This window comes from Luteimonas gilva, assembly GCF_005239095.1.
GTDB lineage: Bacteria > Pseudomonadota > Gammaproteobacteria > Xanthomonadales > Xanthomonadaceae > Luteimonas_C > Luteimonas_C gilva.
The window spans coordinates 185,963-207,868 of record NZ_SZUA01000001.1 but is presented as its reverse complement, the minus strand read 5'-3'; the positions used below and the strand labels follow the sequence as shown (position 1 = coordinate 207,868).

The window sequence follows — 21,906 nt, the reverse complement described above, 5'->3', positions numbered from 1 at the left end:
CGTTGAATATCAGTTGTTCTTGCCTTTCAGGGCCGCCAACGCCGCGAACGGGTTGGCCTGCGCCTTCTCTTCTTCTTGCGGCGCCCAGTCGCGTTCGACCGACTCCGACTGCGGATCCACCGGCACCAAGGGCACTGCCAGGATCAGCTCGTCCTCGATCAGCTCCGCCGGCCGCAGCTCGCCGTCTTCGGGCACCAGCCACGGTTCGTAACCCGGCGGCATCGCCGCTTCGTCCGCCTCGTCCCTGATCAAGCCCAGCCGCTGCACGATCTTCACCGGATGCAGGAACCGATGCAGGCCGCGCTGGCATTCCAGCGGCAGCTCCGCATCGATCCGCAATTCGACGTAGGGCACTTGCAGCGCGTCGCGATCGAACTCGAGGACGTAACCGACCTCGCCTTCGGCGTCGACCAGACCGTCCTTGAGCCGACCGAACGACGCCAAGGGCAACCGGCCTTCGAAACTCCGCCGCGCCGCCACCATGCGCCATGCGTCCAGCACTTCGGGCAAACTCGCGGACATAAGCCGCGGAATTTTAGGGGTCGCCCCCTGCTCTGTCAAACCCAAGCCCGTGTTTGGACAGGGAATTTGCCCTGCCCGGGCGGGCGCGGCAGACTGGCCGCCCACTTCAGCCCGCCCGGCCCGCCGTGACCCTCATCCTCCTTATAGCGGCGGCTGTGGCCATCGCCTCCGGCGCGGTCTACCTGATCCGCCGCCGGCCCAGCCCGGGCGGCCGCCGCCAGCAGGCGGTCGGCAAGGTCCTGGACGCTGCGGACGCGCTCGAGGCGCGGCTGCGCGACGCCCGTTCCGAGATCGAGGCGGTCGCCGGCGACGAAGAGGCCGAACCGGTCCGCGAGGCTCTGCGCGAAATGCTGCGCCAGCGCCTGTGGCTGCAGCAGCACGGCGAAGCGGCCAGCCTGGACGAGCTGGACGCGGTGCGCGACTCGATCGACGCCGCCCGGGTCAAGATCGAGCAGCAATTGCTGCGAATCGAACGCGCCCGCGCCCCGCTGCACTGAGCCATGAGACTGATCCTGGCATCCACCTCGCCCTACCGGCGCGAGCTGCTGGCGCGGCTGGACCTGCCTTTCGAAACCCTGTCGCCGCAAGTCGACGAAACTGCCATCCCTGGCGAAGCCCCGCCGGAAACCGCGCGCCGGCTCGCGGCGGCCAAAGCCGCGGCGGTAGCGCGGCGCGAACCCGATGCCTGGGTGATCGGCTCCGATCAGGTCGCCGAGCTCGACGGTGCGGCGCTCGGCAAACCGGGCGGACGCGAGGCGGCGGTCGGGCAATTGTCGGCGATGTCGGCGCGGGCGGTGCGTTTCGCCACCGCTGTCACCTTGCAGCGCGACGAAGAACGTTTCCACGCGCTCGATTCCACTTTGGTGCGGTTTCGGCCGTTGTCGCTCGAAGAGATCTCGCGCTACGTCGATGCCGAAAAGCCGTTCGATTGCGCAGGCAGCTTCAAGTCGGAAGGCTTGGGGATCGCCCTGTTCGACGCGATCGAGTCGCGCGATCCGACTGCCTTGATCGGGTTGCCGTTGATCGCCGTCGCGGGTTTGTTGCGCAAAGCAGGATTTGCTCTGCCTTAGCCGTTCGTAGAGTCGAGCCTGCTCGACTGCTTGTGATCTTCGGCCAGAAAGAGCAGTCGAGCAGGCTCGACTCTACAAGAGCCTCAGCGGGCGATCTGGATAGGCTGATCGCGCCACGCCTCGACGCTGCCGTCGCGTCCGTGCAGGCGCAAGCCCAGCCAGTGCCGGCCCGGCGCGAAACCCGACGCGTCGACGCTCGCCTTGAACCCGACGTTCGGATGCTGCGGGTCGTTGGATATCCGCCAGAACTGCGCGACGCCGGGATTGGCGGCGCCGTAGTCCGCTTGCGCCACCGGCTTGCCGTCGAGCGTGATTTCCACGCGCGCCAGACCGACGCCGTCTTTGAAGGCCCAACCGGCGACTTCGAAACGGTTTCCGACTCGTGCGCCGCTCGCGGGCGCATCGAACCAAGCCATCGCAGGCGCCGTGCACGGCGCCGAAGCGGCCGGGCGTTGCGCGGGCAAGTCGAACAGAAGGAAGCGTTGCGCGCCATGGTCGACTTTCACCGTCGCCGACGGCGGCGGCAACGGACCGACTTGCACGCACAGCGAGTGGTAGTGATCGAGCAAGCGCTTGTATTGGACTTCCGAAGCGGCGACCACCAGCAGCGCGGGCGTCGGTTTCGCGCCGGGCGCGACGGCATACGCCAGACTCCACAGCCGCAATTGCGGAGCGCGGCCGTGGCGATGGTTGAGCGGGTGATCCAGCACGCGGATGTCCGGGTCGTTCAAGGCGAAACCCAGTTCGGCGCCGAGTTTGAAATTGTCGGCGACGACCCGCGTGCCGGGCGGCATCGCCTTCAACCGGCGGCGCACCGCCTCGCGCACTTCGTCCCAACCGGCGAAATTGGCCGGATACCATTTCTCCGCAGCGGCGTGCGCGCGCAGCGCCGGCAGCGAAACGGCCGCGTAGTACGACAAGCCCAAGGCCAATCCCGCCGCGAGCAACATCCACGCGGCGCGGCGCCAAAACCGCGGCCACGCCGCCAGCACCGCCGGCGTCAGCGGCAACAGCGCGAGATAACCCGACAGCGGCCAATGGAAACTCACCCGTTCGTTGTCGGCGAAAAATCCCAGCACGAAAAAACCCGCCACCGACGCCGCGCCGCAAAACGCGAAATACCGCACGGCCGGCGATGCGTCGCGCAGGCCGCGCCGCGCGGCGAGCGCCATCGCGACGAACAGCAGCGGCGTCGCCAACAGCAGCTGGATCGCGATGAACCACATCCCGTCCCAGTGCACGGTCCAGGGATGCCGATCGACCAATTGGAAACGCAGCCCCGCATCGGCGTTGTCGACGTTCCAAGCCACCAGCGGCCACCAGGCCAGCGCGCCGATGGTCAGCGCCACCCACACCCGCGCATCGCGCAGCGCGCGCCGGCCTTCGGGCAGCCACAGCAGGGCTAAGGCGCCGACGCCGACGACCGCGGCGAAGCGGTAATGGCTCAACGCGCCTATCGCCAAACCCAAGGCGAGCTGCAAGGCCGTGCCCGCGTCCACGCCGCGCAACAAGCGCGCGCCGGCATCCAGGCATACGACCGATGCGAGCGCCAACGGCACGTCCGGCAGCGCGAGCACGCCCAGTGTGCCCGCCAGCGGCAGCAGCACGGCGAGACTGGCGGCTTGCCAGCCGCGCGTTTCGCCGAATTCGCGCGCGGCGATCTTGCCGATGCACCAAGGCAACAGCGCGGCGATCGCCAAAAACGGCCAACGCAAAGCCCAGGCATGCTGGCCGCCCGTCTCCACGCCGATCCGCGTCAGCCACGCGGTCAGGCCGGGCAGATCGGAATAGGCCGCGGCGAGGTGGCGCCCTTCCTGCCAATAGAAGGCTTCGTCGACGAACAACGGCAAGCGCGCGGCCAAGGCGCACTTGAGCGCCGTCGCGCCGATCCACAGCGCGATGAAGACGTTCCGTGACCGTCGTCCGTACTCGTCTTCCCGCATTCGCCCGCGCCCCGCTACACTGGCCAAAATCGCTCGAGGCGCGCATGTCGGCACTGCCCCAACCCGCGAACATGCTAACCGACGCGCTGCGCGACTCGCTCAAGCGCGCGCAGGCCCAAGTCAACGACCTGGTGCTCGGCAAACCGCAGGAAGTGCGCCTGGCCTTCGTCGCGCTGCTGTCCGACGGGCATTTGCTGATCGAAGACTTGCCCGGGCTGGGCAAGACCACCCTGGCGCACGCACTGGCGGCGACGCTGGGTTTGGGTTTCCAGCGCCTGCAGTTCACCTCCGATTTGCTGCCGGCGGACATCGTCGGCGTGTCGGTCTACGACGCCCAAGCGCGGCGCTTCGAATTCCACGCCGGGCCGGTGTTCGCCAACATCGTGCTGGCCGACGAAATCAACCGCGCGCCGCCGCGAACGCAGAGCGCGCTGCTCGAGGCGATGGCCGAACACCAGGTCACCGTCGACGGCAGCACGCACCTTCTGCCGCAGCCGTTCTTCGTGATCGCGACGCAGAATCCGGTCGACTTGGCCGGCACCTACCCGTTGCCGGATTCGCAGTTGGATCGTTTTCTGCTGCGCCTGACCTTGGGCTACCCGGGCGCCGAAGCCGAACGCGCCCTGCTGACCGGCGCCGACCGGCGCGATTTGATCGCCAAAACCCTGCCGGTGCTTTCGGCGGACGACGTGCTGCAGCTGCGGCGCGCGGTGGAAGAGATCCACGCCAGCGACGCGCTGATCGGCTACGTGCAGGCGCTGCTCGCGCGCAGCCGCCAGCACCCGGGCGTGCGGGTCGGCTTGTCGCCGCGCGCCGGCTTGGCGCTGCTGCGCGCCGCGCGCGCCTATGCGCTGCTGCTGGGACGCGGCCATGTGTTGCCGGAAGACGTGCAAGCGCTGTTCGCGGCGATCGCCGCGCATCGGCTGGTGGCCGAAGCCGAGGCCGGCAACGGCGCGGCGTTGGCCAAATCGATCCTGCTCGCCGTGCCCGTGGACTGAAACGTGATCGGAGCTTGGCGCCAAAGGCTTTGGCGGCGCCTGCAAGCCTGGGCGCGGCCGCGTACGCACGAATCGCTGCCGGTGGCGATCGACCGCAAGCGCGTGTATGTGCTGCCGACGCCGTTCGGCTTGTTCTTCGCGCTGCTGCTCGCCGCGATGGGCTTGGGCGCGCTGAACTACAACAATAATCCGGCGCTTCTGCTCGCGCTGCTGCTGGCCGGCACGGCGATGGCCAGCCTGATCACCGCGCATCTGCAATTGTCCGGCTTGCGCATCGACGCCCTGTCCGCCGAACCGGTCGCCGCGGGCGAACCGCTGCTGCTCAAACTCAGCGCCAGCGCTCGCGACGGACGCCGGCGCCGCGGTTTGAGTTTGCGCCACGGCGAAGCCGCCTCCGCGTTGTCGCTGGACGATCTGGGCGAAGCGCTGTTGCCTCTGCCGACCGAACGCCGCGGCTGGCTCGACCTGGAACGCATCCGCATCTCTACGCAGCGCCCGTTGGGCCTGGCCATCGCTTGGAGCTGGATCTGGCCCGAACAAGCCTTGCTGGTCTATCCGGCTCCCGAAACGCAGGGCCCGCCGCTGCCCACCCAAATCAGCGACACCGGCGCGGCGCGGCTGAATCCCGCCGGCGACGACGTGCACCATCTGCGCAACTACCGCCGCGGCGATCCGCAACGCGCCGTCGCCTGGAAACCGTCGGCGCGGCGCGACACCTTGCTGGTGCGCGAATACGAACAGCCGCGCAGCGCGGAAGTGATCCTGGATTGGCAAAGCCTGGCGCCGCTCGCCTACGAGCACCGCATCCGCCGCTTGGCGCACTGGGTGGACCAGGCCGAACGCGAAAACCGCCGTTATCAACTGCGCCTGCCCGGCCAGCCCGCATTGGGTCCCGGACAAGGTCCCGCGCATCGGCACGCTTGTCTGCGCGCGCTCGCTTTGTTGCCGCACGCCGATGGCGCTCGATAACGCCAGCCGACGCTGGGCGCTGCTGGCGATGGCCGCCTGCCTGCTGCCGCTGTTGCTGCAGTTGCCGGGACAAGTCGGAGCGGCGATCGCAGGGTTGGCGGTCGTCGTCGCCGCGCTTTCTTGGCGGCGGCCGATGCCGGGTTGGTTGCGTTTTCTGCTGGCGCTGGCGGTGGTCGCGCTGGTGCTGAAAATGTCGCGTTTTTCGATCGGACGCGATACCGGCTGCGCTCTGCTGGCGGCGATGCTCGCGATCAAGCCCTCCGAAACCGCAGCGCTGCGCGATGCGCGCAGTCTGGTCGGGTTCGCGCTGTTCGGTCCGTTCGCGACCTTCCTGCTCGATCAAGGGCCGGCTTCGATGGGCCTGGGGCTGATCGGCGTCACCCTGGCCTTGCTCGCGCTACGGCGTTTCGCCGATGCCGAAGCGGATCTGCCGGCGAGCGCTGGCTCGGCCTGGCGCGAATTGCTGTCGGTCTGGCGTTTGATCGCCATCGGCCTGCCGCTCGCGCTGGCCGCTTTCTGGCTGTTTCCGCGCATCGGTTCGCCCTTGTGGGGCGTGCCCGAACGCGCTTTGGCCCGGCCCGGCCTTTCAGAGCGGATGAGTCCGGGCGAATGGATCGATCTGCTCGCCGACGATGCCCCGGCGCTGCGCGTGCATTTTTTCGGCCCCATGCCGCCGGCCGAACAAATGTACTGGCGCGGCCCGGTGCTGTGGGACTTCGACGGCCGCACCTGGACGCAACCGCAATGGCTGCGCGGACTGCCCGCCGCGGAAACGCGGCGCAGCGGCGCCGCTTGGGATTACGAACTCGAATTCGAACCGACCGACCGCAGGCAATTGGTCGCGCTGGAACTGCCGAACGCCGCGCCCGAGGGCGCGCGCCTGTCCGGCGACTACGGCCTGTACGCCGAGCGCGTTTTGAGCACCGTCACGCGCTGGCGGATGCGCTCGACCCCGCCGGCGGCGTTCGAACCCGAATTGAAAGCGCTGCTGCGCCAGGCCGCCTTGCGTCTGCCGCAGGGCTACAACCCGCGCACGGTGGCGCTGGCCCGGCAATGGCGCGCCGAAGCGGGTTCTAACGACGCCGCCATCGTGCAGCGGGCGCTGGACTGGATCCGCAAGGACTTCGCCTACACGCTGGACACGCCGTTGCTGGGCCGGCATTCGGTCGACGAATTCCTGTTCGATCAACGCGCCGGCTTCTGCGAACATTTCAGTTCTTCGTTCGTCGTGCTGATGCGCGCGGCCGGCATACCGGCACGGGTGGTCACCGGTTATGTCGGCGGATACCGCAATCCTTTCGGCGATTACTGGGTCGTGCGGCGGATGGATGCCCACGCCTGGGCCGAAGTCTGGCTGCCGCAGCGCGGCTGGGTGCGCGTGGACCCTACCGCCGCGGTCGCGCCCGAGCGCATTTACGACACGCTGGAAGACCGCGCTGCGGGCGACTTCGCCGGACTGAGACAGGTGCTGGACGCGGGCGACTGGCTGCGCCGCGGCTGGAACGAACTGGTCTTGGGCTTCGACGCGACGCGCCAGCAGCGAATGCTGCAGCCGCTGGGCATCGACAAACTCGATGCGGGCGACTTGATCGCATTGTTCGCAGCGCTGGCCGCGCTGGCGCTGGGTTGGATGGTATGGCTGATCGCGCACAGCGAGCGCGAACGCGATCCGCTGCTGCGCGCTTGGCGCCGGCTGGGCGCGCGCTATGCGCGATTCGGCCTGCAGCGCGAACCGCACGAACCCGCGCTCGACTGGGCCGAACGCGTCTTCCGCCGGCGGCCGCAGGAAGGCGCTCTGCGCACGCTCGCACAACGTTTCGCCGAATCGCGCTACGCTGTAGCCGACGCCGCCGGGCGCCGCGAACTGATCCGCGCGCTGCGGGCGCATCGCCCCGCGTCTCTTCGAGGGAACGACCGATGAAAACCGCCCTGTTCTTCCTCGCCGTCGCCGCCGCCGGATTGACGGGAGGCTGCGCTACGGTCCCTGCTCCGCTGCACGGCGACGTCGTCGACATCAGCCCCGCGCAGGCGCGCGACGTGGGCCGTCCGGGCTTGCCGGTGCGCTGGGGCGGCCGCATCGTGTCGGCGCGCGCGCAAGGCGACCGGACTTGCTTCGAATTGATCGGCAGCCAGTTATCGGTTTACGGAAGGCCCAAGCACATGTACGACGACGGCAGCGGCCGCTTCGTCGCCTGCGGCCCGGGCTACTACGATCCGGCGGTGTATCTGAAGAACCGCGAATTGACCGTGGTCGGCCACCTCGACGGTTTCGAAGCGCCATGGGCCGGCAGCCACGGCTATTCGCGGCCGCGCGTGGCGGCCGACAGCGTGCATCTGTGGCCGGAAGCGCCGCATCAGGATCCGCGTTACCCCTACAGCAAGCGTCCGTGGCCGTGGGCCGGCTGGGGCTGGGGCGACAGCCGCTATTGATTCCGCCTTTTGTTGCGCTTTTGTGGGAGCGGCTTCAGCCGCGAGCTCTTCAGGATCGCTGCACGCCAGCAAAAAGAGCTCGCGGCTGAAGCCGCTCCCACAAAAAGCCGTCTCGCAAAAAACTAGACAGGCGTGCCGAAACGCCCCAACGCCGCGCCGGCCAGCAGATGCAGATGCAGTTGGAACACGGTCTGGCCGGCATCCGCATTGCAGTTCATGACGATCCGATAGCCGTCCTGGTCGAAGCCTTCCCGCTTGGCGTATTCGGCCGCCGCGAACGCCAGCCGGCCGATCGTTTCGGCCTGATCGGCGCGCAGATCGTTCAACGTGGCGATCGAAACCTTGGGCACGAACAGCACGTGCACCGGCGCCTGCGGCGCGATGTCGCGGAAAGCGATCAGGTGCTCGTCTTCGTAGACGATGTCGGCGGGGATTTCGCGATGGATGATTTTGTGGAAGATCGTGTCGGACATTTTTCGCTCCTCTTTGCTTTGCGGGAGCGGCTTCAGCCGCGAGCTCTTTCCTCAAGATTGCCGCAATCCGCACGAAAAAGCTCGCGGCTGAAGCCGCTCCCACAAAATCAGGACGGCATCTCGGTACGGCTGCCGAACGCGTGCGACAGCGTGCCGCGGTCCACGTATTCCAACTCGCCGCCCAGCGGCACGCCGTGCGCCAGCCGGCTCGGCCGCACGCCGTGCTTGCGCGCGAGCTGCGCCAGATAGTGCGCGGTCGCCTCGCCTTCCACGGTAGGATTGGTGGCGATGATCAATTCCTTGACTTCGCCTTCGGCGAGCCTCGCCGCCAGCTTGTCCAGGCCCAGTTCGTTCGGGCCGACGCCGTCCAACGGACTGAGCCGTCCCTGCAGCACGAAATACAGGCCGCGATAGCCGGTGGCCTGCTCGATCGCCAGCCGATCGGCCGGGGATTCGACCGCGCACAACTGATGCGCGTCGCGCGCCGCGCTGGCGCAGATCGGGCAGATTTCGGTTTCGGCGAAGTCGCGGCAACGCGCGCAATGGCCGATGCGTTCGATCGACTCGGCCAGGGTTTCGGCCAAGCGCTTGCCGCCTTCGCGCTCGCGTTCCAGCACATGGTAGGCCATGCGCTGCGCGCTCTTCTGGCCGACGCCGGGCAGGACGCGGAGGGCTTCGATCAGTTGTTCGAGAAGCGAAGACATATGTTTTAGCCGTCATTCCCGCATAGGCGGGAATCCAGCGACTTCTTTAGGTTCCGCAGAAGCAAAATGGATCCCAGCTTTCGCTGGGATGACGATTGCTAGAACGGCAACTTCATGCCGGGCGGCACCGGCATGCCCGCCGTCGCCGCGCCCATGCGCTGCTGCGATTCGGCATTGACCTTGTTGACCGCGTCGTTGAATGCGGCGGCGATCAGGTCTTCGGCCATCTCCGGATCCGACAGTACGCTCGGATCGATCCGCACCTTGCGGCATTCCATGCGGCCGCTCAGGGTCACGCTGACCATGCCTCCGCCGGCGTTGCCGGTCACTTCCAGCTTGGCCAGCTCTTCCTGGGCGCGCTGCAGGTTTTCCTGCATCTTCTGCGCCTGCTGCATCAATTGGGCGATGTTTCCACGCATGTCGTTCACTCGTCGTAAGGTCGGATGGAATCGGGCACCACTTGCGCGCCCTTCTGGATCAGATGCTGCACGGCGGGATCGGCCATGAACGTCTCTTCGGCCGCCGCCTGGCGCGCGTCGCGTTGGCGCGCGTTGCGCTGGTGCAGGGTTTCGCCTTGGCCGGCTTCGGCTTCGAAGCGGATTTGCGGCACGGCGCCCAACTGCGGAGCCAAGGCATCGGCCAATTGCTTGACCAGCAGCGGCGAGCGCAGGTGCTCGTCGCTCGCGGGCAGCGAAAGCCGCAGCACTTCGTCCGCATAGCCGACGAAAGAGGCGTGCGAAGCCAACTCCCGGGCTGGGCCTTTCAACGCGAGCGAAGCCACCAATTCCAGCCAGCGTTCGCTGTCGACTTCGACGCCGCGCGTAGCTGCGGGAGGTGCGGCTTTCGGCGGTTCGACGGGCGGCGCCGGGCGCGGGGCCGCGACAGGAGCTGCCGGCGCTGGCGAAGGCGGCGCCACGGGCGGCGCAGCGACGGCTTCGCGCTTGGCGTCTTGCATCGACAACGCGGCCTTCGCCGCAGCGGCGGCGGAGGTCTTCGGCGCAGGCGTTGCGGATGCGGCGCCGCCGCCGGAAACCGCGGCGGCGCCCGCCTCGGCCGGACGGAACGCCAGCATGCGTAGCAGGCTCATCTCGAAGCCGGCGCGCGGACTGGGCGCCAACGGCAGATCGCGGCGCCCGTTCAAGGCCATCTGGTACCAAAGCTGCACCAACTCCGGACGCAGGCCGCCGGCCAGCGCTTCGACGTCGACCGCATCGGTCTCGATGCCGGCGCCGGGCACCAATTGCTTCACTTGGATCCGATGCAGGCCGTCGGCCAGCGCATCGAGGAGGCTGCCCCAGTCGGGCGAGAATTCGGCCAGCGCCGCGGCTTCGGCCAGCAAGCGTTCGCCGTCGCCGGCGGCCAGCGCCGCGAGCAATGCGCCGACGCGAGTGCGGTCGACCGTGCCGAGCATCGTCGCCACCGCCGCATCGGCCAATACGCCGCCGGCGTCGTTCGCGCCGCTATAGGCGATGGCCTGGTCGAGCAGCGACAAACCGTCGCGCAGGCTGCCGTCGGCGGCCTTGGCCAATTGCCGGATCGCGCCCGGTTCGGCGCCAATGCCTTCGGCCGCGAGGATCTTCGCGATCTGCCCGGCGATCTGCTGCTCGTCCAAGCGCTTCAGATTGAACTGCAGGCAGCGCGACAGCACCGTCACCGGCAATTTCTGCGGATCGGTGGTGGCCAGCAGGAATTTCACGTGCTCCGGCGGCTCTTCCAGCGTCTTCAGCAGCGCGTTGAAGGCCGACTTGGACAGCATGTGGACTTCGTCGATCAGATAGACCTTCACCCGGCCGCGCGAAGGCATGTACTGGGCGTTGTCGATCACCTCGCGGACGTCGTCCACGCCGGTGTTGGAGGCCGCGTCGATTTCCAGCAGGTCGATGAAGCGGCCGGCGTCGATCGCCTGGCAGGTCGGGCATTCCCCGCAGGGTTCGGCCGAGGTGCCGCGCTCGCAGTTCAGCGATTTGGCGAAGATGCGGGCGATGGTCGTTTTGCCGACGCCGCGAGTGCCGGTGAACAGGAAAGCGTGGTGGACGCGGCCGGTATCCAACGCATTGGTGAGCGCACGGACCACATGCTCCTGCCCGACCAGTTCGGCGAAACGTTTGGGACGCCACTTGCGGGCGAGGACGAGGTAGGACATGGCGTCCATTCTGCCATGCGGCCATCGCAGCGGCCGCGACGGCCCGGGCTCGCTTGTCCCAAATGCCCGCCACGGCTAGAATTTGCGCCCCTGAGCGTCGCCCCTGGCTTCCTTCAGGTTCCAGCGGAGAGGTGTCCGAGTGGTTGAAGGAGCACGCCTGGAAAGTGTGTAAGCGTCTAAACCGCGCTTCGGGGGTTCGAATCCCCCTCTCTCCGCCATATGCGAGTCCTTTCGCAAGAGCCTGGCCACCCATGGCCAGACTTTTCAATGCAAAAGCCGACACACATCGGTGATCGCAGCGGAAGGGCCGTTTTCTATGGTGGCCCCGTCGGCCCCTCGCGACGCTAGGTCGAAAATCCCGCCAGGGCCGGAAGGCAGCAACGGTATCGATCGACGCGGGTGCCGAGGTCAGCCGGCGGGGTCATCGCCATTTGATCTTCTCGAAAACCGTTGCCATCCGTGGCGCGACGTTCCTATCTCCATAGCGTCCGGCCCGGCCATCCATGGCCGGGCGTTCGCATCGGCGCGCGCCAGTGGCGCGCAAACGCCGATGCTCACCCCGCCAGGGCCGGAGGGCAACAACGGATCGACGCGGGTGCCGATGTCAGCCGGCGGGGTCATCGCCATTTTGGCTCTCTCGCTTGCTTGAGCCCTCTCCCGCTTGCGGGAGAGGGTTGGGTGAGGGCAGCCCGCCGCGACGAATTTTCGAAGCGATTTGCGACTCCGCGCGCCTCATCCGGCGCTTCGCGCCACCTTCTCCCGCGAGCGGGAAAGTCAGCCGTCTGGATGCAACCACCCCGCATCCCCTCCCGCGTACCGCTCGTGCTTCCAGATCGGTACGCGCGCCTTCACCTCGTCGATGATGTAACGGGATGCGGCGAAGGCCGCGTCGCGGTGCGCGGCGGACACGCCGACCCAGACCGCCAGGTCGCCGATGGCCAGATCGCCGATGCGATGCACGCAACGGGCGTCGACGATTTCGAACTTGGCCAACGCTTCGTCGATCACGCGCTCGCCCTCGGCCTCCGCGAGAGCGGCATAGGCTTCGTAGCGAAGTCCGAGTACGGCGCGCCCTTCGTTGTGATCACGCACCCAACCTTCGAAGCTCGAGAAGGCGCCCGCTCGTGCGCCGAGCAGCGCCGAACGCAGAGGTTCGATATCGAAGGGCGCATCGGACAATCGGAAGCGCGGCATGCTCTTGAGCCGTCATCCCCGCGAAGGCGGGGATCCAGTGGCTTGGATTCTGCCTTTTCTCGCGCGCGGGCAAAAGCGAAAGTCGCCCGATGGCGGGAAATCAACCGCCGCTGACAGGGGGAATGAACGCGACTTCGCTGCCTTCGCGCAAACCGTCGTTCCAATCGGCGAAGGCGCCGTCGACGGCCACCCTCAAGCGAGCGATGGGAAGAACGAAGCCATGCCGGCCACGCAACTCCTCGTACAGGCTGCGCAAGTCCGCGGCATCGGATTCGACCGCCTCGGCAGAGCGTCCGGCGGCATCGCGCAAACTGGCGAAATAGAGCACCGTCGCCCGCGTCATCGCCCCGCCTTCCCGAAATCGCGCTTGCCGCCGCGTTTGCCGAGCAGCTTGGCCGGGCCGAGCACGATCGCGTGCGACAAGGCCTTGCACATGTCGTACACGGTCAACGCCGCGACCGTGGCGCCGGTCAGCGCTTCCATTTCGACGCCGGTGCGATCGGTGGTTTTCACCAGGCATTCGATAGCGAGTTCCCGCTCGCCGCTCCAATCGATGGCGATGCGGCAGCCGTCGATCGGCAGCGGATGGCAGAACGGGATCAGTTCGTGGGTGCGCTTGGCCGCCATCGTGCCGGCGACGATCGCGGTTTCGGCGATGGCGCCTTTCGCGCTTTTCAGGCCGTTCTTACGCAGTTGCGCAGCGACGTCGGCCGGAAAGCGGACGCGGCACTCGGCGACGGCTTCGCGGGACGTGACGGCTTTGCCGGACACGTCGACCATGGCGGGCATGCCGTCTTTGTCGAGGTGGGTCAGTTTACCCTTGCGTTTCATGCGTTCGCTTTGCAGCCGTCATTCCCGCGAAGGCGGGAATCCAGTGATTTTGATTTTCGCGTTAATCCGATCGAAGAGCAAAACACCTCTTGCTTAGGGGCGAAGGCCTAAGTCGCTGGATTCCAGCCTTCGCGGGAATGACGGCATAAAGCGACTAACCCCCGATCAGATACATCTCGACGTGCTTGCGCGAAGCGCCCGCCTCGCCGCGCAATTCGCTGTAGCGATCCGCACGCCGCGACCAAAGATCGCCCACCTGCTCCGCGAACGCCGTCTCGCCGAGCTTCAGCCACGGTCGCAAATCCCTGCCCTCGCCCGCGAACAAACAGGTGTAGAGCTTGCCGTCCGCCGAAATGCGCGCGCGATGGCAATCGCCGCAGAACGGCGCGCTGACCGAGCTGACGAAACCGACCTCGCCCTGCACGTCCTCGAAGGCGTAGCGCGAAGCGACTTCGCCGCGGTAATTCGGATCCAGCGGCCGCAACGGCCAGCGCGCGTGGATCCGATCGCGCAGTTCCGCCGAAGGCACGACGCGCGCCCGGTCCCAACCGTTGCAGGTGCCCACGTCCATGTATTCGATGAAGCGGACGATGTGGCCGCTGCCGCGGAAGCGTTCGACCAAGGCCAAGGCTTCGCCGTCGTTGACGCCGCGCTGGACGACGCAGTTGAGCTTGATCGGCGCGAAGCCGGCGCGTTCGGCCGCTTCGATTCCCGCGAGCACGTCGGCCACTTCGCCGCGCCCGCCGGACAAAGCGCGGAACAGGTCCGGATCCAGCGCATCCAAACTCACCGTCAGCCGCCGCAAACCGGCATCGCGCAATGCGGCCGCCTGTTTGGCCAACAACGAGCCGTTGGTGGTCAGCGCCAGATCGTCGATGCCCTCGATCGCCGCCAAGCGCTCGATCAACCGCGGCAGATGCTTGCGCAGCAGCGGCTCGCCGCCGGTCAGGCGCAGCTTGCTCACGCCCAATCGGACGAAGCCGCGCACCAAAGTCTCGATCTCGTCGAAATCCAACCGCGAAGCGGCATCCAGGCCATGGTCCTCGGCGATGCGGTCGGCGGGCATGCAGTACGGGCAGCGGAAGTTGCAGGCGTCGATCACCGACAAACGCAGGTCGCGCAGCGGCCGGCCGAACGCATCGACCGGAGATACCGCATTGCGCAACACCGCATTCATGCCGATTCCGACCTCGGTGCCGTGGGTTCGTCCAGCGCCAGCGTTTCGCCCGGACGGGCGACCCGATAGCCGCGCGCGGCCAGCGCATCGCCGTCGTCGCGGCTGGCGTAATGATAGAGCACGCAGCGTTCGAGCAGCTCGCGCGGGTATTCGCGCTCCAGATCGTCGATGCCGCTGTGCGAGGGGTTGCCGTGCAGTGCGCAGTCGTGGGCGATACGCTCGCCGGCGTCGGCGAACTTGGCCAACGCCTCCGGGATCGGCCGCGTGTCGCCGGTCCAGACCAGGCTGCCGCGCAAGCGCAGGCCGAAAGCGGTCTCCGGCCAATGATGGCGGGTGGCGAACGTTTCCAAGCGCAGGCCGTCATGCCAGAACGCGGCACCGACCGGGATCACTTGAAACGCGTCCCAGAAGTTGGCGCCGCCTTCGGCCAGCGCGTTCGGATAGTCGCCCACGCGCTGGTGCAGCAGCGGCACCACGCTCGCCGGCACGTACAGGCGCATGCGGCCGCGGCGCGACGGGTCGAAATAATTGGCCACGAACAAGCGTTCGAACCCGGCGATGTGGTCCAAGTGGGTATGCGTCACGAACAGCGCGCGCGGCGAGTCGCCGTAGTGCGCTTGGTAGGCGGTCAAGCCTTCGCCGCCGCAATCGATGGTGAGCCACGGCGCGCCGTCGCGTTCGATGGTGGCCATCGGCGAACCGAGCTCGACCGCCGAGGCATTGCCCACGCCGTGGAAACGCAAAGTCCAACCCATCAGTAACCCCGGCTCCAGGTGTTGTCGTAGGCTCGGCGCAGGCGCGCGAAATCGGCATCGACGTCGGTTTCGGCGCGTTCGCCGCGCAATTTCATCAACGAGCGGCGCAAGCGCGACAGATTGCCTTCGCGCCAACCGGTGGCCGGTATGCGCAATCGGCTGCGGTCGAGATCGATCGCCCAGCCGTTGCCGCGGCTGTCGAACAGCAAGTTGGTGGCGTTCAAATCGGCGTGGTCCAAGCCCGCGCGGTGGAAGCGCGCGATCAGCCGCCCGGTCTCTTCCCAAGGCGCATCGTGTCCGGCGGTGGCGGCGCGCTCGGCCAGCGAGCGCGCGCCTTCGATCCGATCCAGCAATATCGCCGCGCGATACCCCCAGCCTTCGCGCACGTATTGCGCGGCGATCGGGCGCGGCACCGGCAAGCCGTGGCGGATGAGTTCGCGCAGCAAGCGGAATTCGGCGAAGCTGCGCGCCCGCTCGCTGCCGCGCCAGAGGTGGCGATCGCGGCTGAAGGCCGCCGCCCAGCCGCCGCGCAGATAGTGGCGCAGCACCGCCGGGCCGAACGGCGTATCGGCGAACCAGGCGCCGCCGCGGCCGCCGCTGCTCACCGGCCGGGCCTTTTCGCCCCAATGCGAAGGCGCGAACCAATCGGGGTCGGCTTGCCGCATGCGCGTGCCGTCGAACAGAATCGCGCCATAGCCCTGTCCGCGCTCGTCGCGGAACGGCGTCAGGCCTTCGGTGGCGTCGAACCCGGTCACCCAACGAGTCTAACAATCCCAGTGCCCCCATCGCCGTCGCCGCTGCGTTCCATCTGCCTCTTGCGCCTGTCCGCGCTGGGCGACGCCACCCACGTGGTGCCGCTGGTGCGCACCCTGCGCCGCGCCTGGCCGGAGGCGGACCTGACCTGGATCATCGGCAAAGGCGAATTCAAGCTGCTGGAAGGTCTGGACGGCGTCCGCTTCGAGGTCTACGACAAGAACGCCGGCCTGAAGGGCATGTTCGACCTGCGCAAGCGCTTCGCCGGCCGCCGTTTCGATGCCTTGCTGCAGATGCAGGTCGCGGCGCGCGCCAATCTGTTGTCCGCTTTCGTCCCCGCCGTGCGCCGCATCGGCTACGACCGCTCGCGTTCGAAGGATCTGCACGGCCTTTTCATCGACGAACGCATTCCCGACCGGCCCGGCATCCACGTGCTGGATGCGATCGGCAGCTTCTGCGAGCCGCTCGGACTGAAGCAGACCGAGGTGGTCTGGGATCTGCCGGTACCGGACGAGGCGCGGGCTTGGGCGCAGGCGCAATGGCCGGAAGACGGCCGCCCTTCCCTGCTGATCTCGCCTTGCTCCAGCCACACGCTGCGCAATTGGCGCGCGGACCGCTATGCCGCGGTCGCCGACCACGCGGCCGCGCAAGGCTGGCGCATCGTCCTGTGCGGCGGGCGCAGCGCGCTGGAGCGCGACACCGCCGACGCGATCGTGGCCGCCATGCGCGCGCCGGCGCTCGACCTGGTCGGCAAAGACACGCTGAAGCAATTGCCGGCGCTGCTGGAGCGCGCCGATCTGGTCATGGCTCCGGACTCGGGGCCCATGCACATCGCCAACGCGATGGGCACGAAGGTGCTGGGCCTGCACGCCGCCAGCAATCCGCCGCGCAGCGGGCCGTATTCGGACCGGACGTTCTGCGTCGACCGTTACGACGACGCCGCGCGCAAATACCTGGGCAAACCGGCGTCGGCGCTGAAGTGGGGCACGAAGATCGAATACGAGGGCGTGATGGATCTGGTGACCGTGGACGATGCGGTCGCAGCCTTCGAGCGCTACCGCCAAAGCCGATAGCGGAACGTCCATCCCCGCCTTCCGGCACCCCTGGCCGATAACCAACGCCGGTTCCGGCAGCGCCGCAGTTTCCGTAGCGTTTTCCGATTGCCCGACACGGAAGCCGCTCGTGAACGAAACCGTCGCCTTTCTCGCCCAACGCCCGATGACGTTGCCCGCCTGGCATGCCGCCGTGCGCTGGACCGGCGCGTCGCTGGCCGCGATCGCCTGGGCCAGCGGAGCGTTGTTCGCGCTTTACATCCTGGCTTTCTACGGCGGCGCATTGCTCGACGGCGCGACCGGGCAAGGGAATGCGAGCGAGCAAGCGCCGCGGATATGGGATCCCGCCACGCTGCGCGCCAGCATCGGGATCGGCATGCATCTGCTGGCCGGCACCGTGCTGCTATTGCTGGGCCCGATCCAACTGATCGCGCCGTTGCGCGCGCGCTGGCCGAAGCTGCATCGCTGGAGCGGGCGCATCTACGCATCGGCCGCGATCCTCGCCGGCGCCGGCGGGCTCGTCTTCATCGTGGCCAAGGGTACGATCGGCGGCACCGCGATGGACATCGCCTTCGCGATCTACGGGCTCGCCCTGATCCTGGCCGCCGGCAATGCCGTGCGGCATGCGCGCGCGCGGCGTTTCGACGCGCACCGCGCCTGGGCGATCCGGCTGTTCGCGCTGGTGATCGGTTCGTGGCTGTACCGGATCGAATACACCGCATGGCGCGTATTCGCCGGCGGCCTGGGCCACACCGCGACCTTCGACGGTCCGTTCGACACGGCGATGCTCTACTTTTTCTTCGTGCCGAACTTGCTGCTGGCCGAAGCCTTCCTGCGCGCCAGAAAGAGCGGCGCGGGTTGGGCGCAGGCGACGGCCGTTTTGGCGATGGCGGGCACGGCCGTCGCGCTGGCCGTGCTCACCTATCTCCTGACGCTGCGCGCCTGGGGTCCGCCGATCGCGGCGCGGCTATTCGGCGCTTGAACCGGTCAGGGCGCCGCGCCGGTCTTGTAGTCCTGGTAGGACTTCTCTTCGACGTAGCTGGAACCCAACGCCAGGTTGATATCCTTCTTGATCCGCGCGCGTTCGTCGTTCTCGAAGTAGACGCTGCGCGCCAGGCGGACGAACTCGGCGTCGAAAGCCTGCGCCTTTTCCTTGATGCGGATGTCGTCCTCGATCTCCCACAGGCGCTCGTTCACCGCCTTCAGCTGGGCGCGCAACTCGACGATGTCCTGCCCGGCGGCCGGATGCGCCATCCAGGTCTTTTCCAGCGCCGACAGCTCGTTGCGCACGTTGGCCAGCTTGGCGGGATCGGACATGCGCTCGGACTTGATCTGCAGGATCGCGATCTTGTCGAGCAACTCGCCGAAAGAGACGGGAACGAGGATTTCGGACATGGCTCGGACTCGGATGAGAGGCCGCCAGTTTAACCGCCCGCCTTGTCCGGCCAGGCGCGGCCCCGTATCATTGCGCCCCCGGCCGCGTCACGCCTGCTGTCGGGCCACCGGAGAGGTGGCAGAGTGGTCGATTGTACCTGACTCGAAATCAGGCGTACGTTCATAGCGTACCGTGGGTTCGAATCCCACCCTCTCCGCCAGACATAAAAAAAGCGCCCCTCGCGGGCGCTTTTTTATGTCTGGCGGAGGGTGGAACTTAATGAGGGCCCGGTTCGACAAATCGGCAGGATTGCCGATTTGCACGGCGAAGCCGCCCGAAGAGTGAGGGCCATGGATGGCCCGAATGCATCCACCCTCTTCCTTCTCAACGCCCGGAACCTTCACTGCATTCGACAAATTTATCCGGAACGAACCAGACCGAGCGATCCCTACTTACCCTATTTTCCGACCGCCCATACCCTCCGTTTCAGTCCGTTACATCCGCCTAGGGTCCGGCCCGCCTTGCTTCGCGTCCTGCCTGCCGCGATTATTCCGTTACCCGTCTGAAAGGCCCCCCTCACCAACATGACCGGCTCATGATCGAGTTTGGACACCTCACGCATGTCGGCCTGCGGCGCGAGCTGAACGAAGACACTTATTACGGCGACAGCGAGCTCGGCCTGTGGCTGGTCGCCGACGGCATGGGCGGCCATCAGTACGGCGAAGTCGCCAGCGCGCTGGCGCGCGAGACCATCGTTCGCGAGGTGCGCGAGGGCACGCCGCTGGCGCAAGCCATCCGCATCGCCGACGAAGAGATCATCCGCGCCTCCAAGCGCCGCAACGAAGCCTTGCCGATGGGCACGACGGTCGTGGCCGCGCGCGTGTCGGGCAGCCGCTTCGAGGTCGCCTGGGTCGGCGACAGTCGGGTCTATCTGTGGCGCGACGGCCAGCTGGCCCAACTGTCGCAGGACCACAGTTACGTGCAGGAACTGATCGCGCAGGGCGCCATCACCAACGAGCAGGCGCGCAGCCACCCGCACCGCAACGTGGTCACCCAGGCGCTGGGCGTGACCGACCCGCAGCAGCTCAACGTCGAAACCATGACCGGCGAACTGCGGCCGGGCATGCAGCTGCTGCTGTGCAGCGACGGGCTGACCGAAGAAGTCGACGATCGCGGCATCGCCCGCATCCTCTCGCACGGCGAATGCAGCGCGCAGGAATGCGTGGACGGCTTGGTCGCCGCGGCGCTGGACGGCGGCGGGTCGGACAACGTCACTGTGATCCTCGTCCGCCGCCATTGAGCGGTACGCCGCCGGGCTCGCTTTGCTTTGTAGAGCGGAACTTGCTCCGCTGCTATTGTCCTTCGTAGGAGCGGCTTTAGCCGCGAGCTTTCTCTCCGAAATCGCGACGATGCTGCGATTGAAGGAAAGAGCTCGCGGCTAAAGCCGCTCCTACAAGAACAAAGCAACGGCAGCGAAGCAAGCCCCGCTCTATAAGGCGAAGGGCGATGGGCCGGCCTCAGGCTGGAGCGAGTTCGGCCACAGGTTCGATTTCGAAAAGATCCCACACGCAACGCCCGCCCTTGCTTCGGATCTTGGCCAGGCGGGCTTCGTGCGCGACGATATCCGCTTCTTCGACATGCACGCGCGGCCGCGGGCCGGCGGTTTCGAAACGCCGTTCGACGACGGTTTGCGACATGGCCGCTGACGGGCTGTCGAAGCCGATCTCGCTCTGCCCGGCGGTCAGCGCCAGGTAGGCTTCGGCCAGTAGCTGGGCGTCGAGCAGCGCGCCGTGCAGTTGGCGGTGCGAATTGTCGACGCCGAGCCGCTTGCACAGCGCATCCAGCGAATTGCGTTGGCCGGGATAGCGCTGGCGCGCCAGTTCCAGCGAATCCTCCACGCCGGCGCGCTCGCGGATGCGGCCAAATTGCGCGCCCAGCCGCGACAGTTCCGAATCGAGGAACCCGACATCGAACGCCGCATTGTGGATCACCAATTCGGCGCCGTCGATGAAAGCCAGGAATTCCTCGGCGATCTCGGCGAACTTCGGCTTGTCGGCCAGGAATTCCCGGGTCAGCCCGGTGACTTCCTGCGCGCCCGGCTCGAATTCGCATTCCGGATTGAGATAGCAATGGAAGGTGCGGCCGGTGGGACGGCGTTCGAACAACTCCACGCAACCGATTTCGACGACGCGATTGCCCTTTTCCCAGGAGAGGCCGGTGGTTTCGGTATCCAGGACGATTTGGCGCATGCGGGCATTGTAACCATCGGAGCGGCGTAGGGTGGGCTTTGGCCCACCATCGTCATCCAATCGATCTTTCGAACAAAGAACGAAGCCGAATTCGTCGCGACATGAAAATGCGCATGGTGGGCCAAGGCCCACCCTACAATGTCGAAGCGGCTTGGCGCCGCTTAAACGCGACCGCCTCGGCGCGCGCCAATTCGTCGACGCGTTCGTTGTCCGGATCGCCCGCATGTCCTTTCACCCAGCGCCAATCGATCTTGTGGCGCAGCGTGGCCGCATGCAGGCGTTCCCATAGATCGCGGTTCTTCACCGGATCGCCGCCCGCGGTCTTCCAGCCGCGCCGCACCCAATTCGGCATCCACTCGCCGATGCCTTGCTGCACGTAGCGCGAATCGGTATGCAGCGCGACCTTGCACGGCTCAGTCAGCGCTTCCAGGCCCGCGATCGCAGCCATCAATTCCATCCGGTTGTTGGTGGTGAGCGTCTCGCCTCCGACCAGTTCGCGTTCGCGCTGGCCGTAGCGCAGCAACGCGGCCCAACCGCCTGGACCGGGATTGCCCAAGCAGGCGCCGTCGGTGTGGATTTCGATGGACTTCAAGCGATCGGCTTCCTCGATCAGTTCAGGGAATGGGTGGGCTGCCAGCGCAGCGCGGGTTGGCGGATGCGGGTCAGCGGAATCACCTGCTTTTCGCCGCGCAGCAGGTACGCCGCGCGCGCCCCGGCCCCGGTCTGCGGATCGGCCAAGGGGTGGGCGCGCCAGCGCGGCCCCAAACCGATCGAAACCGGCTCCGGTTGCAAGCCATGCGCGCGCATCCGGCGCCGCCAGGTGACCGGCTCGCAGCTGCGCAGGCCTTTGCCGGACCAGTGCCAGCGATACAGACCCAGCGGGTTCAGGGCGAAGACCCAAAGCCGGCCGCCCGGCACCAGCACCCGTACGCACTCGCTGAGCAGCGCCGATATCTCGTCGCCGCTTTCAGCCACGTGCTGCAGGACCACGGTTCCGATCGCTTCGCTGGCGATGGGCAAATCCGCGCCGCATCTGACATCTCCGCCAAAAACGCGGCCATTTCCTGCCAACCTCATGCAAAAACCGGTATCGCCGTCGACCATGGCATGTTCCGCGGCCAGCCAAAGGGTCGGCAAGCCGGGCCGTTCGTGCAAAGCTTGGCGGACCATGCCCTCCTCGCTTTGCAGCAAGGCTTGGCCTTCGGCGGTCTTGAACCAGGGGTGGCGGCCGTCGGGTTGACGGCTGGCGGAGCGGACGGGCATGGTCG

25 protein-coding genes, 2 tRNA genes and 1 other RNA gene are annotated in these 21,906 nt (G+C 67.2%); 12 read left to right on the top strand and 16 right to left on the bottom strand.

Annotation, left to right across the window (positions count from 1 at the left end):
* Positions 1-9: 9 nt before the first annotated feature.
* Positions 10-522, bottom strand: a complete 513-nt coding sequence (locus FCE95_RS00965; protein ID WP_137265136.1) for a YceD family protein — start codon at positions 520-522, stop codon at positions 10-12.
* Between the two features lie 155 nt (positions 523-677).
* On the opposite strand from FCE95_RS00965, the gene FCE95_RS00960 reads away from it, so the two are divergent.
* Entirely contained in the window at positions 678-1,019 is a 342-nt protein-coding gene (locus tag FCE95_RS00960) for a hypothetical protein (protein WP_137265135.1), read from the top strand.
* Between the two features lie 3 nt (positions 1,020-1,022).
* On the top strand, positions 1,023-1,592 hold the full coding sequence (locus FCE95_RS00955) for a Maf family protein (protein ID WP_137265134.1): 570 nt from the start codon (positions 1,023-1,025) through the stop codon (positions 1,590-1,592).
* 83 nt (positions 1,593-1,675) lie between these two features.
* Here the strand turns inward: FCE95_RS00955 and FCE95_RS00950 are convergent, their stop codons facing one another.
* Positions 1,676-3,535 (bottom strand): ArnT family glycosyltransferase, encoded by a 1,860-nt coding sequence (locus FCE95_RS00950; RefSeq protein WP_137265133.1) that lies wholly within the window; start codon positions 3,533-3,535, stop codon positions 1,676-1,678.
* Positions 3,536-3,579: 44 nt separating this feature from the next.
* On the opposite strand from FCE95_RS00950, the gene FCE95_RS00945 reads away from it, so the two are divergent.
* Genes FCE95_RS00945 through FCE95_RS00930 form a run of 4 tightly spaced genes read left to right on the top strand, consistent with a single transcriptional unit; the run spans position 3,580 to position 7,932 of the window.
* On the top strand, positions 3,580-4,533 hold the full coding sequence (locus tag FCE95_RS00945; RefSeq protein WP_223266727.1) for an AAA family ATPase: 954 nt from the start codon (positions 3,580-3,582) through the stop codon (positions 4,531-4,533).
* 3 nt (positions 4,534-4,536) lie between these two features.
* Complete coding sequence (locus FCE95_RS00940) at positions 4,537-5,502, top strand: DUF58 domain-containing protein (RefSeq protein ID WP_223266726.1); 966 nt, start codon at positions 4,537-4,539, stop codon at positions 5,500-5,502.
* A complete protein-coding gene (locus tag FCE95_RS00935) occupies positions 5,489-7,423 on the top strand; it encodes a transglutaminase TgpA family protein (protein ID WP_137265132.1) in 1,935 nt (644 codons plus the stop codon). The genes FCE95_RS00940 and FCE95_RS00935 overlap by 14 nt, the downstream gene beginning before the upstream one ends.
* Positions 7,420-7,932 (top strand): Slp family lipoprotein, encoded by a 513-nt coding sequence (locus FCE95_RS00930; RefSeq protein WP_137265131.1) that lies wholly within the window; start codon positions 7,420-7,422, stop codon positions 7,930-7,932. The genes FCE95_RS00935 and FCE95_RS00930 overlap by 4 nt, the downstream gene beginning before the upstream one ends.
* 122 nt (positions 7,933-8,054) lie before the next feature.
* On the opposite strand, the gene FCE95_RS00925 is transcribed toward FCE95_RS00930, so the two are convergent.
* The 4 genes from FCE95_RS00925 to dnaX all read right to left on the bottom strand — a co-directional run bounded on the left by FCE95_RS00925 (position 8,055) and on the right by dnaX (position 11,252).
* Positions 8,055-8,405 (bottom strand): histidine triad nucleotide-binding protein, encoded by a 351-nt coding sequence (locus FCE95_RS00925; RefSeq protein WP_137265130.1) that lies wholly within the window; start codon positions 8,403-8,405, stop codon positions 8,055-8,057.
* A 107-nt stretch (positions 8,406-8,512) separates the two neighbouring features.
* A complete protein-coding gene (gene recR, locus FCE95_RS00920) occupies positions 8,513-9,109 on the bottom strand; it encodes a recombination mediator RecR (protein WP_137265129.1) in 597 nt (198 codons plus the stop codon).
* 98 nt (positions 9,110-9,207) lie between these two features.
* Positions 9,208-9,528 carry a YbaB/EbfC family nucleoid-associated protein gene (locus FCE95_RS00915; protein WP_137265128.1) on the bottom strand — a complete coding sequence of 107 codons (321 nt, stop codon included), beginning with the start codon at positions 9,526-9,528 and terminating at the stop codon, positions 9,208-9,210.
* 5 nt (positions 9,529-9,533) lie between these two features.
* On the bottom strand, positions 9,534-11,252 hold the full coding sequence (dnaX, locus tag FCE95_RS00910) for a DNA polymerase III subunit gamma/tau (RefSeq protein WP_137265127.1): 1,719 nt from the start codon (positions 11,250-11,252) through the stop codon (positions 9,534-9,536).
* Positions 11,253-11,377: 125 nt separating this feature from the next.
* Between dnaX and FCE95_RS00905 the strand changes: the two genes are divergently transcribed.
* Together FCE95_RS00905 and ffs are read left to right on the top strand one after the other, a co-directional pair.
* Positions 11,378-11,470: transfer RNA gene (locus FCE95_RS00905), tRNA-Ser, on the top strand.
* A gap of 107 nt (positions 11,471-11,577) precedes the next feature.
* An RNA gene (ffs, locus tag FCE95_RS00900) (signal recognition particle sRNA small type) lies at positions 11,578-11,674 on the top strand.
* A 352-nt stretch (positions 11,675-12,026) separates the two neighbouring features.
* Here the strand turns inward: ffs and FCE95_RS00895 are convergent.
* From FCE95_RS00895 to FCE95_RS00870, 6 genes are all read right to left on the bottom strand, one after another.
* The gene (locus FCE95_RS00895; RefSeq protein WP_137265126.1) at positions 12,027-12,446 is read right to left on the bottom strand and encodes a molybdenum cofactor biosynthesis protein MoaE; all 420 of its coding nucleotides are present in this window, start codon (positions 12,444-12,446) and stop codon (positions 12,027-12,029) included.
* 100 nt (positions 12,447-12,546) lie between these two features.
* Entirely contained in the window at positions 12,547-12,789 is a 243-nt protein-coding gene (locus tag FCE95_RS00890; protein ID WP_137265125.1) for a MoaD/ThiS family protein, read from the bottom strand.
* The gene (gene moaC, locus FCE95_RS00885; RefSeq protein ID WP_137265124.1) at positions 12,786-13,277 is read right to left on the bottom strand and encodes a cyclic pyranopterin monophosphate synthase MoaC; all 492 of its coding nucleotides are present in this window, start codon (positions 13,275-13,277) and stop codon (positions 12,786-12,788) included. Before moaC ends, FCE95_RS00890 begins: the two co-directional genes overlap by 4 nt.
* 154 nt (positions 13,278-13,431) lie before the next feature.
* Positions 13,432-14,454, bottom strand: coding sequence for a GTP 3',8-cyclase MoaA (gene moaA / locus FCE95_RS00880; protein WP_137265123.1), 1,023 nt, complete (start codon positions 14,452-14,454; stop codon positions 13,432-13,434).
* Complete coding sequence (locus FCE95_RS00875) at positions 14,451-15,209, bottom strand: MBL fold metallo-hydrolase (protein ID WP_137265122.1); 759 nt, start codon at positions 15,207-15,209, stop codon at positions 14,451-14,453. Before FCE95_RS00875 ends, moaA begins: the two co-directional genes overlap by 4 nt.
* Positions 15,209-15,964 carry a 3-deoxy-D-manno-octulosonic acid kinase gene (locus FCE95_RS00870; protein WP_137265121.1) on the bottom strand — a complete coding sequence of 252 codons (756 nt, stop codon included), beginning with the start codon at positions 15,962-15,964 and terminating at the stop codon, positions 15,209-15,211. Before FCE95_RS00870 ends, FCE95_RS00875 begins: the two co-directional genes overlap by 1 nt.
* A 42-nt stretch (positions 15,965-16,006) precedes the next feature.
* Between FCE95_RS00870 and FCE95_RS00865 the strand changes: the two genes are divergently transcribed.
* Both FCE95_RS00865 and FCE95_RS00860 read left to right on the top strand, forming a co-directional pair.
* The gene (locus tag FCE95_RS00865) at positions 16,007-17,035 is read left to right on the top strand and encodes a glycosyltransferase family 9 protein (RefSeq protein WP_137266391.1); all 1,029 of its coding nucleotides are present in this window, start codon (positions 16,007-16,009) and stop codon (positions 17,033-17,035) included.
* Positions 17,036-17,144: 109 nt separating this feature from the next.
* Positions 17,145-17,996, top strand: coding sequence for a DUF2306 domain-containing protein (locus FCE95_RS00860; RefSeq protein ID WP_223266725.1), 852 nt, complete (start codon positions 17,145-17,147; stop codon positions 17,994-17,996).
* Between the two features lie 5 nt (positions 17,997-18,001).
* Here FCE95_RS00860 and FCE95_RS00855 read toward each other — a convergent pair whose 3' ends face one another.
* Complete coding sequence (locus tag FCE95_RS00855; RefSeq protein WP_137265120.1) at positions 18,002-18,409, bottom strand: DUF6165 family protein; 408 nt, start codon at positions 18,407-18,409, stop codon at positions 18,002-18,004.
* Between the two features lie 109 nt (positions 18,410-18,518).
* Here FCE95_RS00855 and FCE95_RS00850 point away from each other — a divergent pair.
* Positions 18,519-18,609: transfer RNA gene (locus tag FCE95_RS00850), tRNA-Ser, on the top strand.
* 375 nt (positions 18,610-18,984) lie between these two features.
* On the top strand, positions 18,985-19,689 hold the full coding sequence (locus FCE95_RS00845; protein ID WP_137265119.1) for a PP2C family protein-serine/threonine phosphatase: 705 nt from the start codon (positions 18,985-18,987) through the stop codon (positions 19,687-19,689).
* 217 nt (positions 19,690-19,906) lie between these two features.
* On the opposite strand, the gene dnaQ is transcribed toward FCE95_RS00845, so the two are convergent.
* The 3 genes from dnaQ to FCE95_RS00830 all read right to left on the bottom strand — a co-directional run bounded on the left by dnaQ (position 19,907) and on the right by FCE95_RS00830 (position 21,901).
* The gene (gene dnaQ / locus FCE95_RS00840; RefSeq protein WP_137265118.1) at positions 19,907-20,638 is read right to left on the bottom strand and encodes a DNA polymerase III subunit epsilon; all 732 of its coding nucleotides are present in this window, start codon (positions 20,636-20,638) and stop codon (positions 19,907-19,909) included.
* Between the two features lie 133 nt (positions 20,639-20,771).
* The gene (gene rnhA / locus FCE95_RS00835; protein ID WP_137265117.1) at positions 20,772-21,230 is read right to left on the bottom strand and encodes a ribonuclease HI; all 459 of its coding nucleotides are present in this window, start codon (positions 21,228-21,230) and stop codon (positions 20,772-20,774) included.
* Between the two features lie 17 nt (positions 21,231-21,247).
* Positions 21,248-21,901, bottom strand: coding sequence for a methyltransferase domain-containing protein (locus FCE95_RS00830; RefSeq protein ID WP_137265116.1), 654 nt, complete (start codon positions 21,899-21,901; stop codon positions 21,248-21,250).
* Positions 21,902-21,906: the final 5 nt, after the last annotated feature.

Excerpts from the sequence above, each read along its gene's own strand:
- moaA (WP_137265123.1), bottom strand. The coding sequence starts at position 14,454 with ATGAATGCGGTGTTGCGCAATGCGGTATCTCCGGTCGATGCGTTCGGC.
- FCE95_RS00855 (WP_137265120.1), bottom strand. The coding sequence starts at position 18,409 with ATGTCCGAAATCCTCGTTCCCGTCTCTTTCGGCGAGTTGCTCGACAAG.
- FCE95_RS00935 (WP_137265132.1), top strand. The coding sequence starts at position 5,489 with ATGGCGCTCGATAACGCCAGCCGACGCTGGGCGCTGCTGGCGATGGCC.
- FCE95_RS00945 (WP_223266727.1), top strand. The coding sequence starts at position 3,580 with ATGTCGGCACTGCCCCAACCCGCGAACATGCTAACCGACGCGCTGCGC.
- recR (WP_137265129.1), bottom strand. The coding sequence starts at position 9,109 with ATGTCTTCGCTTCTCGAACAACTGATCGAAGCCCTCCGCGTCCTGCCC.
- FCE95_RS00925 (WP_137265130.1), bottom strand. The coding sequence starts at position 8,405 with ATGTCCGACACGATCTTCCACAAAATCATCCATCGCGAAATCCCCGCC.
- FCE95_RS00890 (WP_137265125.1), bottom strand. The coding sequence starts at position 12,789 with ATGACGCGGGCGACGGTGCTCTATTTCGCCAGTTTGCGCGATGCCGCC.
- FCE95_RS00845 (WP_137265119.1), top strand. The coding sequence starts at position 18,985 with ATGATCGAGTTTGGACACCTCACGCATGTCGGCCTGCGGCGCGAGCTG.
- dnaQ (WP_137265118.1), bottom strand. The coding sequence starts at position 20,638 with ATGCGCCAAATCGTCCTGGATACCGAAACCACCGGCCTCTCCTGGGAA.
- FCE95_RS00875 (WP_137265122.1), bottom strand. The coding sequence starts at position 15,209 with ATGGGTTGGACTTTGCGTTTCCACGGCGTGGGCAATGCCTCGGCGGTC.
- FCE95_RS00955 (WP_137265134.1), top strand. The coding sequence starts at position 1,023 with ATGAGACTGATCCTGGCATCCACCTCGCCCTACCGGCGCGAGCTGCTG.
- FCE95_RS00930 (WP_137265131.1), top strand. The coding sequence starts at position 7,420 with ATGAAAACCGCCCTGTTCTTCCTCGCCGTCGCCGCCGCCGGATTGACG.
- FCE95_RS00830 (WP_137265116.1), bottom strand. The coding sequence starts at position 21,901 with ATGCCCGTCCGCTCCGCCAGCCGTCAACCCGACGGCCGCCACCCCTGG.
- FCE95_RS00965 (WP_137265136.1), bottom strand. The coding sequence starts at position 522 with ATGTCCGCGAGTTTGCCCGAAGTGCTGGACGCATGGCGCATGGTGGCG.
- FCE95_RS00895 (WP_137265126.1), bottom strand. The coding sequence starts at position 12,446 with ATGCCGCGCTTCCGATTGTCCGATGCGCCCTTCGATATCGAACCTCTG.
- dnaX (WP_137265127.1), bottom strand. The coding sequence starts at position 11,252 with ATGTCCTACCTCGTCCTCGCCCGCAAGTGGCGTCCCAAACGTTTCGCC.
- FCE95_RS00915 (WP_137265128.1), bottom strand. The coding sequence starts at position 9,528 with ATGCGTGGAAACATCGCCCAATTGATGCAGCAGGCGCAGAAGATGCAG.
- moaC (WP_137265124.1), bottom strand. The coding sequence starts at position 13,277 with ATGAAACGCAAGGGTAAACTGACCCACCTCGACAAAGACGGCATGCCC.
- FCE95_RS00950 (WP_137265133.1), bottom strand. The coding sequence starts at position 3,535 with ATGCGGGAAGACGAGTACGGACGACGGTCACGGAACGTCTTCATCGCG.